The following is a 9507-nucleotide window of genomic DNA, read 5'->3' on the forward strand; positions in this document are numbered from 1 at the left end:
CATTCGATTCATATTCATTTTTTGAAAGGTGGCGAAATTCCTACGAATAGTCATTTAAAAAGATCATGTATGTCTATTCACTTTTGCGTAGGAAGAAGAAATGGCAAAAAAATCACAGCAAAAAAAACAAAAACAAGCTGAAAAGGTTAGTTTACAAGATACATTAAATGAAGATCTTCTCAAAATGTTAAAACAAACAAAGCAGCAGTTAATAGATGATGAAGAACAGAAGAAAAGAGAGGAAGCGGAGAGAAAAAGAAAAGAGCAAAAACAACGGGAAAAAAATAAATCATTTGCAGAATTGCTAGAAGAAAATCCTATGGATTGGAAAAAATATAAATAATGAATATCTATCTCATTTTTATGTAACAAAGAAATAAAGCAGGCTGGATTATAAGGGTATCACAACGTAATTCCCCATATGATTCAGCCTATTAGTAGTTTAGTATACTACTATTATACTGCGTCAGTATTACATGGTAATTTCTTTTATGACATGCTACTACATGACTTGGAAGGACTATGCTTTATGTCTACCGCGTAACGTCCAAATTTGATGCAGCATGCAAAGCATTTCAAATACGGTCAAACACGTGAGGGTGATCCAGCCCGCCATTAAATAAGGTTGAATAACCGTTTTTACTGATTCACTCGTTAAATAATCTCTAAAATAGAAGCAACAGAAGGCAGCAATAAGCAAAATGAAGATACAAAAGAGAATTCCTTGGACTAATTTACTTCTTGTTTTTCCTGCTTCAGCAGCATATTGCTTATCCCATCCATTACTGCTGTTTGCTGATAGTTTTTCCAACCATACTTGAGAAAAGGTTACTAAATTGACCCATAAATAAATCTCAGGACTAATTAGTAATGTTGCTAGGATGACATCAATTGGCCGATGCATAGGCGTTTTAATAGCTAACATCATATTTAAAATCGATGCTATCACAATAGGGGTGAGCCATATCCAGTTCCAATAAAATTGATCGGTCGCTAGGGAAACAGCCACTAACGAAATAAAAATAAGGCGAACGATTAAATCAATAAATGTTTTTGCTTGGGAACGCCATAGCTTTCCTGTATGCCTTGTTCTAATGTTGAGATCGCGGTTTGTCAATAAATCAACAGTGCCTGATTTCCATTTGTTACGCTGTTCACGATACGTATGGTAAGATCTCATTGCATCAACAAAACAGCGGGCATGGGGACTGATTAAAGTTTTCCATCCGGATTTTTGCAGCTGCCAAGTTAGTAGCATGTCTTCAACATCACTTTCATTTTCCCAAGGACCATCGAGTTTATTTCGATCGACAACATCTTGTAATGCTTCAGGGCGAAATAATGTCGCTTGCCCGCCAAGTACATAAGTGCTGCCGCCACGGTATTGTAAATCTAATAGCCAACTTGCCATATCTTGCTTTTGTTGGTGTGTCCACCATCTAGATATTGGTCCGCCATATTCTCCGCTGGCAATTTTTTCTTCATAGTGGACATCATCTTTAGAAAGGAGACTCTTTTTCTTAGGCATTCTCATCGTGTATTTTGCCATAACCCCGCCAATATTGCGTGCGCTCATTAAATCATCCCAAAGATAGGTTAAGGCGTTCGGTGCTAGTCTGCTATCGGCATCCATACCGAGAATAGCCTTAATTGATTGTTTGTAGAATTCTTGAAAAGGTGTTAGTTTTTTATCATATAAATCTAACACATCTCCGTAAAGATACTTCCATGCTGTATTTAAGGCACCAACTTTTCGAAGCTTATTATTTTCAGTCACTAATACTTTTAAATTTAAGTGAAATTCTTCTCCAGCTTCCAGTGCTTTTTCTTCAGTACGATCTGTACAATTATCGGCAATTACATAAACATCAAGTTCAATATCTTTTGGTAAGGATTGATCGCCTAGACCGGCCAAGCAATCACGTATTGACTTTTCTTCATTGTGGGCAGGTATAAATACAACGATTCTTGGGCGCATGAATGTATTTTTGACGGAAGGGACATTTACATTCTTTTCCACTTTATTCCTCCTGTTTCATTTTATTTACTAAGAAATCGATTGGTTGTTTACACTTGTATTAATTTCTAAGCTGTGTATAAAGAAAATTAAGGCGGGAATTAACGTAAATGGTTGATTCAAACTTTCCCATCTTTATTTATGAAATTATACTCACTTATAATGTTCTTTAGAACGAACAAAACATGAAATAAATCATTAATAATTAGATGGGAATGGGGTGATTCTGTTTGTTATAAGGAACAAATTGGCAGCCTTATATAGGCTGTTTGTAGGGGATGGGATACAATAATTTCCATTGGTAAATTATAAGAGTCTTTATTTTTCGCTACAGAGATTCGCTTTCATTGCGCAGGGTCTAATGTTTACTTCAAAACGAAACGCCAACAGGTATAAGGCTGCTGGCGTTCTTATTTGTTCTTTAATTTCCATTTGTTAAATTCTAAAAATTGCCGAAATTCTTCTTTGGATACTCCTGAGTTCATCGCTTCAACAACAAGTTTTTTCCATTCTCCATCTAATTCAGCTGTTTCTAAATCGTTTATTTCTTCATGCAATAATGTATCGACAGAAATTTCTAGTACGTAAGCAATTTTTTCTAAAAAATGAATGGAGGGATTCGTTTGAATATTACGTTCAATTGAACTAAGGTAAGATTTGGCAACTCCAGCTTTTTCAGCTAATTCTGAAAGGGAAAACCCATTTTGTAAACGGTACTTTTTAATCTGTTGTCCAATCACTCCTGTCACCTACCTTCGTTTTATTATATCATATAACGAAGGTATCGTTCCATATTTCGAACAAAAGGAGAGTAAAGAAGGAGAACAATCAGAAGTTCACGAGATAGGAAATTTTTTATTGTTCCCCATTTCTTAGGAAAACTTGAATATCATTTACTGTTAATCCAATGTTCAAGGCACTTAAAATTAATTCTACCCACTCCGAATCCAATGATTGCTCAGTTTCTAATGGATTTTTTTCCATGGTCTCCTCCTAAAATACATAGTATTTCAGGTAGCCCAGCCGTCGTAGTACGTATCGTACCTTAGACCCGTGACTTTGCGCCCCTTTTTTTCAAGAAGGTTTGCCCTTTGCTGAAAAATAGAACTATACGCAAGCGTTATCTTTAAGTCTAATGTTTCAAATTCAGTATAAAAAAAATAAATCAATGTTGCTCGTAAAATATGTCGGCAGTAAATAACATTTCGTTGACAAAAAAAATCAAATTGATTGATGAAATGACGAGTATTTCACGCGTGAGGGAAAATAAAAATGATTAAACATATTCAAGCGTATTACAGCATCATTTTTTGTTGGAACGAGAAGAAATATAGCGGAAAAATTACGGGTTTTTTTGGCAAAATAAGTAAATAATATACATATGTGCTAGTGTTCACGATGAACTATAAAGAACGATGCCAGGTTATATGTTTTGTCTTCGAATAGTCTCTCGTTTAAATAAGTATAAAAAGCAAAGAACCACTATTGATTCTTTGCAATGTAGATTAACGATGTGACTCATATTGATTCTGCACTGTTAACGAACGAAGGATATGTAATTCTTCAGCGGTGAGAGGTTTGGCGTTAACAGCTTTAGCATTCGTACGCAATTGCTCTATCGAACTAGCCCCAGCGACAACAGCGGCAACCGGTTTATGTGCTAAGTTAAATTGGAGAGCAAGTTCTGTTAGAGAACGCTTGTCAGAAACAAGTTGCTCTTGAAGTTGTTCTAGTAGCGATTTAATTTTTGCATAGGAATAGTTCATATATCCGCTTTCCGGAATTTTTTTCAAACCGTTAGAGCTGAAAATTCCTTTTGCAACAGGTCCCCTTGTAACAATACTAATTCTTTTCTGTTCTAAGAGATCCATTATAGTTTCTTCGGGTCTGCGGTCTAATAAACTGTATTGCATCATTACACTAACGATCGAAGATTTACTAACATACTCGCGAATGACATTTGGGCGAATAGAAGAAATACCATAATAGCGAATGATTCCTTCTGACTTTAATTCTTCAAAAGCTTCAATCGTTTCTTCAATATTGTCTTCAATCATTCCACCATGTAATTGATAGAGGTCAATATATTCGGTTTGTAATCTTTTTAAACTTTGTTTGACCGCTTCTTTTATATAGGCTTTTGAAGCATCCCAATGCCAGCCTTGTCCATCTTCATTCCAGCGATTCCCAACTTTTGTTGCGATTACTACTTGGCTGCGAACATGTTTTAATGCTTCACCAACAATTGTTTCATTTACACCGTGGTCATAGAGATCAGCGGTATCAAAATAATTAACGCCTTCTTCGAGTGCCGCTTCGATAATGCCGCGTGCTTTAGTAGGATCGGTTCCAAGTGACATGCAGCCTAGACCTAGTTTCGAAACAAATAGATTAGATGTTCCTAAACGATTTTTTTCCATATAATCGTGTTCATCCTTTCAAACGTTAGTTTTCTATATAAATATAGCGTAGAAAGATTAATAAACACAATGAATAACTATGCATGAACAGATTGTATCCAATCGTGTATCGTATTGTGCTGTTTACTATAGTGTTTTAATGCTTTACGTACTTCCCATGCTTTTCCTTTAATAATAACACCTTTGTCATGAACAATAATAGTCATGAAATTCCTCCTATTCATAATTTAAAATATGCATGTGTTAAAATGTATGAAGAAGAATTGCAAAAAGAACAAGGAGATAGAGACATGCAAAAATTTGAAGAAAAAACGTTAAAAACAGAAGAAATCTTTTCAGGAAAAATCATTAACTTACAAGTACAAGATGTTGAACTGCCTAATGGAAAAACGTCTAAAAGGGAAATTATTAAGCATCCTGGGGCTGTTGCAGTTTTAGCGATTACTGAAGATGGAAATGTTGTACTTGTAGAGCAATACCGAAAACCGATGGAGAAATCATTAATAGAAATTCCGGCAGGGAAATTGGAAGGAAATGAAGATCCTCAGGAAGCGGCTCTTCGTGAGTTGGAAGAAGAGACGGGCTATGCTTGCAAAAACATTGAATTGATTACTTCATTTTATACTGCACCAGGCTTTGCTGATGAACTCATTCATCTATATATTGCAACAGATTTAAAAAAATTAGAAAACCCGAAGTCTGCTGATGAAGATGAGTTTGTTGAATTAATCGAAGTTAGTTTGCAAAAAGCAAGCGAATGGATAAAATCAGGAAAAATATGCGATGCGAAAACGCTGATTGCCATTCAATATTGGCAACTGCAATCGAGTGAACGATGAAACAACAAGAAATATATTTTGTTGATCTTCATATTCATATAGGACGAACGAAAACAGGAAAGCCGGTGAAAATAACAGGTTCGCGTACATTAACATTAACGAATATTCTTCAAGCAGCAAAAACTCGTAAAGGGCTTGATATTGTTGGTGTAATTGATTGCCATTCTCCGGAAGTTATTTTAGAAATGAATGAGCTTATTCAGTCCGGTGATTTAATTGAACAAGAGGATGGAGGATTAAGATATCAGCAATCTGTTACATTGATTCCAGGAGTGGAAATTGAAGTTAATGATGAGCAATGCCAAGGACCAATTCATGTATTGGGTTATTTTCCTACAGTGCAGATGCTTACAGAGTTTGCAAATTGGTATCAGCATAGAGTAAAAAACGTTCAATTAAGTACGCAAAGGATACACGAGAATGCCCATGTTTTACAAGAAAAAATTAAATCATTATCAGGTTTGTTTATACCAGCGCATGTGTTTACTCCGTTTAAAAGTCTTTATGGAAAAGGAGTAAAACATTCATTATCAGAAGTTTTGGAGCCTAAGCTTATAGATGCGATCGAACTTGGATTAAGTTCAGATACTTCTATGGCTGACCGCATTAAGGAACTGCACAATTACACATTTATTACAAATTCCGATGCTCACTCATTAGCTAAAATTGCAAGAGAATACCAAGTAATGCGCTTAGAAGCACCAACCTTTCTTGCTTTACAAAAGGCATTGCATCATCAAGATGGCAATGAAATGATTGCTAATTACGGTTTAAATCCGCAACTTGGAAAATATTTCAAAACGACTTGTGCAAAATGTCAAACGCAATATGATGAGGGAGTTTGTCCAAATTGTGGTTCCACAATGCAGACAAAAGGAGTATCTGAAAGAATTGAGGAATTGGCGACAGCGAAAGCGAAAGCATTTCCGAAAAGACCGCCATACATTCATCAAGTACCACTTGAGTTTCTTCCAGGGCTTGGTCCGAAGACGATGGAAAAATTACTTGATCATTTTGGGACAGAAATGAATATTTTACATCGCGTCCCTGAAAAGGAATTAGAACGAGTAGTTAAATCCGAACTTGTTGATCTAATCGTCCATGCAAGAACAGGCGAATTAGCTTTTCTATCAGGTGGCGGCGGTAAATATGGAAAGGTGAAACGCGAAGTTTAATAAAACAGAATATGTTTAGATTTAAATGAACTAAAATATCATTCACTATTTAAAATAGCTGAAAAAAATCAATCATACTACTACAAGCTGCCGGCAAACTTAATGTTTTTCGTTTGTCTGCAGTCTTTTTAGTTTAAATAAAGGTTCGCCGAACAATAAAATATTTGCTTTGATGTTTCTTTCATCGCTCATTTTTTACAGATGTTTTCTGCATAATATTCAATTCTTTCACTCCAAAAGACCACATTTGCTTTTTCCTATTCTACTATTCTTCTAAATCTATCTTTTCATGGCATATTTTTTTCCTAGAAATCATAAATTGATGGTAAGAATGTATTCGTCAGTTTAAGTTTGAGGGAGGGAAAGTCGTGCATAATAATCGTCGTTCTACTAATCCTATAAGTCGTCATATCCAAGAGAATTCCTCTATCTATTCATTTATTATTGTATTGTTTTTAATGGGAGTGATATTTGGAGCTATCATTGTGAACAGCCTATCAATTGCGCAGAAAGAAGATTTATTTTACTATTTAAAACAATTTTTTGGACAAGTATCTACTGGAAAAATTGCCACAAATGACGATTTGTTCCGCTCAAGTTTCTTTCATAATGTGAAGTTTCTAGGATTGATGTGGGTATTGGGGATTTCTATTATAGGTTTACCTCTTATTCTCGTACTACTATTTTTAAAAGGGCTTGTTGTCGGTTTTTCTATTGGATTTCTCGTCAATCAAATGGGATGGGGAGGGTTTCTTCTTTCTTTCGTAACGGTATTGCCACAAAATCTGTTAGTCATTCCAGGTTTTATTTTTACAGCCGTTATGTCTGTTATGTTTTCATTAACATTAATCCGTAAAATCTTTATGAAGCAAAACATACATTTTCCTTTTTTTCAAATTTTCATGAACTACTGTTTAACATTTATTATTGCAATGGCTGTTGTTGGATTAGCTGCATGTATTGAAGCATACTTATCACCAGAATTAATGAGGGCGGTCATCAAATATGTTCATGTTTAATCTTCTAGTATTATATAATAATTAATATCTAAATATAATTATTATAATATATACATTAAAATCATTTCATTTTGACTATTTTCCTTAATCTGCTATAATAACATCAATAGTGGCAGAGGGGAGTAGCTAAATGGAAGAAGCACGTATTGATAGAATAAAAAAACAGTTACACTCAGCAAGTTACAAGCTTACACCGCAACGCGAAGCAACGGTGCGTGTATTGCTAGAAAATGAAGCAGATCATTTGAGCGCGGAAGATGTATATCTCCTCGTCAAAGAGAAATCCCCTGAAATTGGGTTAGCCACCGTTTATCGGACATTAGAATTACTAACTGAACTAAAAGTTGTAGATAAAATAAATTTTGGTGATGGAGTATACCGTTACGATTTACGTCAAGAAGGTGCTGCGCATTTTCATCATCATTTAGTCTGTATTGAATGTGGAGCAGTTGATGAAATTCAAGAAGATTTACTAGAGAATGTTGAAAAAATTGTTGAAAGCCGCTGGAATTTTAAAATTAAAGATCATCGCTTAACATTTCATGGGATTTGTCATCGATGTCAGGCGAAGCATGATGAAAAAGAAGAAAGTATGACAAAAGAAGAATAGTAGAACCTTTTCGTATATTGAAAAGGTTTTTCTTATAGAAAAGAAGATTATGAGATCTAAATACGTTTCTGTTTCCTCTGTTTATCGTTCATACATTTCTTATGATAAAAGGTATAAATTCCAGAAAGTCTGTCATAGCTTGTATAAAGAGAAAGAAAAGCGAAAGGGCGGACAAAGAGATGTTATGGATTAAGCTTACTTTGAAAACATTAAAAATTTTTATTTTGTTTTCGGTTTGCACTGTACTTTTTTATTATGGAATTTTGTGGGTGAACGAAGAATATGAAAACTATCACCGCTACGATAAACCAGAGGGCACAGCAGTTAAAGTTAGTACTCAAGCAGATAAAGATCCAAATTGGGTTCATCGTCTTTTATTGTTTTATTCAGATGGGGAGTAATCATTTATGAAAGATCAATTGAAAGACTTTATTCATTTTTTGGTCGTTGAAAAAGGGCTAGCAAAAAATACAGTCGTTTCCTATGAACGGGATTTAACGAGCTATTTAACATATATGGAGCAAGTAGAACAAATTTCATCACTGAATGATATTAATAGAGTTCATATCATGCATTTTTTACATTTCTTGAAAACTCAAGGGAAATCTGCAAAAACGCTTGCAAGGCATGTTGCCTCCATACGATCTTTCCATCAATTTTTATTGAGAGAAAAAGTGACAGGACAAGATCCTACAGTACATATCGAAACACCACATGCCGAAAGAAACTTACCAAAAGTATTAAGTATACAAGAAGTTGAAGCACTGCTAGCAGCTCCAAACGGCAATAAACCTTTAGATATTCGGGATCGGGCAATGCTGGAGCTCTTATATGCAACAGGTATCCGAGTAAGCGAACTTATTAGCTTAAATTTAGATGATCTTCATTTAACAATGGGGTTCATAAAATGTATTGGCAAAGGAAGCAAAGAACGAATTATTCCAATCGGCACGACGGCAACAAATGTTATTCAATTATATATACAAGAGAGCAGGCCAAAACTTGTTTCAAAAAAACAAATGTCAGATGCTTTGTTCCTAAATCACCATGGAAACAGGTTATCTAGGCAAGGTTTTTGGAAAATCTTAAAAGGACTTGCTAAAAAGGCAAATATAGAAAAAGATATTACTCCGCATACGCTTAGACATTCATTCGCGACACATTTAATTGAAAATGGCGCCGACTTAAGAGCGGTTCAAGAAATGCTTGGACATGCTGATATTTCAACGACGCAAATTTATACACACGTATCAAAGACAAGATTAAAAGATGTCTATGCAAAATTTCATCCACGTGCTTAAATTAGAAAACCGCTGCTGTGAACTGCCCCCCAATTGTTAGACACCATCTAACAGTTGGAGGTGCAGTTTTTCTATGGTTAAATTTACTGCCGAAGATAAATTACAAGCAGTTAAGTGTTACTTAAA

At 35.0% G+C, this 9507-nt stretch carries 12 protein-coding genes and 1 riboswitch; of the genes, 7 read left to right on the forward strand and 5 right to left on the reverse strand.

Features of this window, described 5'->3' with window-relative positions; genetic code table 11:
• The first annotated feature begins 100 nt into the window (after positions 1-100).
• Complete coding sequence (locus tag G4D61_RS09125) at positions 101-343, forward strand: YqkE family protein (RefSeq protein WP_025726829.1); 243 nt, start codon at positions 101-103, stop codon at positions 341-343.
• 177 nt (positions 344-520) lie between these two features.
• On the opposite strand, the gene G4D61_RS09130 is transcribed toward G4D61_RS09125, so the two are convergent.
• The 5 genes from G4D61_RS09130 to mciZ all read right to left on the reverse strand — a co-directional run bounded on the left by G4D61_RS09130 (position 521) and on the right by mciZ (position 4643).
• Positions 521-1978: a glycosyltransferase family 2 protein gene (locus G4D61_RS09130; RefSeq protein ID WP_052137820.1), complete on the reverse strand. Its 1458-nt coding sequence runs from the start codon at positions 1976-1978 to the stop codon at positions 521-523.
• 449 nt (positions 1979-2427) lie between these two features.
• Positions 2428-2757, reverse strand: a complete 330-nt coding sequence (locus G4D61_RS09135; RefSeq protein WP_025726831.1) for a helix-turn-helix domain-containing protein — start codon at positions 2755-2757, stop codon at positions 2428-2430.
• 115 nt (positions 2758-2872) lie between these two features.
• A complete protein-coding gene (locus G4D61_RS09140; protein ID WP_081749941.1) occupies positions 2873-3001 on the reverse strand; it encodes an anti-repressor SinI family protein in 129 nt (42 codons plus the stop codon).
• Between the two features lie 26 nt (positions 3002-3027).
• A riboswitch (cyclic di-GMP riboswitch) is annotated at positions 3028-3116 on the reverse strand.
• Positions 3117-3522: 406 nt separating this feature from the next.
• Entirely contained in the window at positions 3523-4437 is a 915-nt protein-coding gene (locus G4D61_RS09145; RefSeq protein ID WP_025726832.1) for an aldo/keto reductase, read from the reverse strand.
• A gap of 77 nt (positions 4438-4514) precedes the next feature.
• Complete coding sequence (gene mciZ, locus G4D61_RS09150) at positions 4515-4643, reverse strand: Z-ring formation inhibitor MciZ (protein WP_025726833.1); 129 nt, start codon at positions 4641-4643, stop codon at positions 4515-4517.
• An 84-nt stretch (positions 4644-4727) separates the two neighbouring features.
• Here mciZ and G4D61_RS09155 point away from each other — a divergent pair, with 84 nt between their 5' ends.
• The 6 genes from G4D61_RS09155 (at position 4728) to xerD (ending at position 9381) form a co-directional block, all read left to right on the forward strand.
• Positions 4728-5276: an NUDIX domain-containing protein gene (locus G4D61_RS09155; RefSeq protein ID WP_025726834.1), complete on the forward strand. Its 549-nt coding sequence runs from the start codon at positions 4728-4730 to the stop codon at positions 5274-5276.
• Positions 5273-6451, forward strand: coding sequence for an endonuclease Q family protein (locus G4D61_RS09160; protein ID WP_025726835.1), 1179 nt, complete (start codon positions 5273-5275; stop codon positions 6449-6451). Before G4D61_RS09155 ends, G4D61_RS09160 begins: the two co-directional genes overlap by 4 nt.
• Positions 6452-6819: 368 nt before the next feature.
• Positions 6820-7470, forward strand: a complete 651-nt coding sequence (spoIIM, locus tag G4D61_RS09165) for a stage II sporulation protein M (protein ID WP_035353847.1) — start codon at positions 6820-6822, stop codon at positions 7468-7470.
• 130 nt (positions 7471-7600) lie between these two features.
• Positions 7601-8080 (forward strand): ferric iron uptake transcriptional regulator, encoded by a 480-nt coding sequence (gene fur / locus G4D61_RS09170; protein WP_025726837.1) that lies wholly within the window; start codon positions 7601-7603, stop codon positions 8078-8080.
• A gap of 179 nt (positions 8081-8259) precedes the next feature.
• Positions 8260-8481 (forward strand): YqzK family protein, encoded by a 222-nt coding sequence (locus G4D61_RS09175; protein WP_025726838.1) that lies wholly within the window; start codon positions 8260-8262, stop codon positions 8479-8481.
• A gap of 6 nt (positions 8482-8487) precedes the next feature.
• Positions 8488-9381: a site-specific tyrosine recombinase XerD gene (gene xerD, locus G4D61_RS09180; RefSeq protein WP_025726839.1), complete on the forward strand. Its 894-nt coding sequence runs from the start codon at positions 8488-8490 to the stop codon at positions 9379-9381.
• The last annotated feature ends 126 nt before the right edge of the window (positions 9382-9507 follow it).

Origin of the sequence: Heyndrickxia ginsengihumi (assembly GCF_011008565.1) — a bacterium.
Classification (GTDB): domain Bacteria; phylum Bacillota; class Bacilli; order Bacillales; family Bacillaceae_C; genus Weizmannia; species Weizmannia ginsengihumi.

Coding starts and splice junctions, on each gene's coding strand:
- mciZ (WP_025726833.1), bottom strand. CDS start 4,643: ATGACTATTATTGTTCATGACAAAGGTGTTATTATTAAAGGAAAAGCA.
- G4D61_RS09140 (WP_081749941.1), bottom strand. CDS start 3,001: ATGGAAAAAAATCCATTAGAAACTGAGCAATCATTGGATTCGGAGTGG.
- xerD (WP_025726839.1), top strand. CDS start 8,488: ATGAAAGATCAATTGAAAGACTTTATTCATTTTTTGGTCGTTGAAAAA.
- G4D61_RS09145 (WP_025726832.1), bottom strand. CDS start 4,437: ATGGAAAAAAATCGTTTAGGAACATCTAATCTATTTGTTTCGAAACTA.
- G4D61_RS09125 (WP_025726829.1), top strand. CDS start 101: ATGGCAAAAAAATCACAGCAAAAAAAACAAAAACAAGCTGAAAAGGTT.
- G4D61_RS09175 (WP_025726838.1), top strand. CDS start 8,260: ATGTTATGGATTAAGCTTACTTTGAAAACATTAAAAATTTTTATTTTG.
- G4D61_RS09155 (WP_025726834.1), top strand. CDS start 4,728: ATGCAAAAATTTGAAGAAAAAACGTTAAAAACAGAAGAAATCTTTTCA.
- G4D61_RS09130 (WP_052137820.1), bottom strand. CDS start 1,978: ATGCGCCCAAGAATCGTTGTATTTATACCTGCCCACAATGAAGAAAAG.
- fur (WP_025726837.1), top strand. CDS start 7,601: ATGGAAGAAGCACGTATTGATAGAATAAAAAAACAGTTACACTCAGCA.
- G4D61_RS09160 (WP_025726835.1), top strand. CDS start 5,273: ATGAAACAACAAGAAATATATTTTGTTGATCTTCATATTCATATAGGA.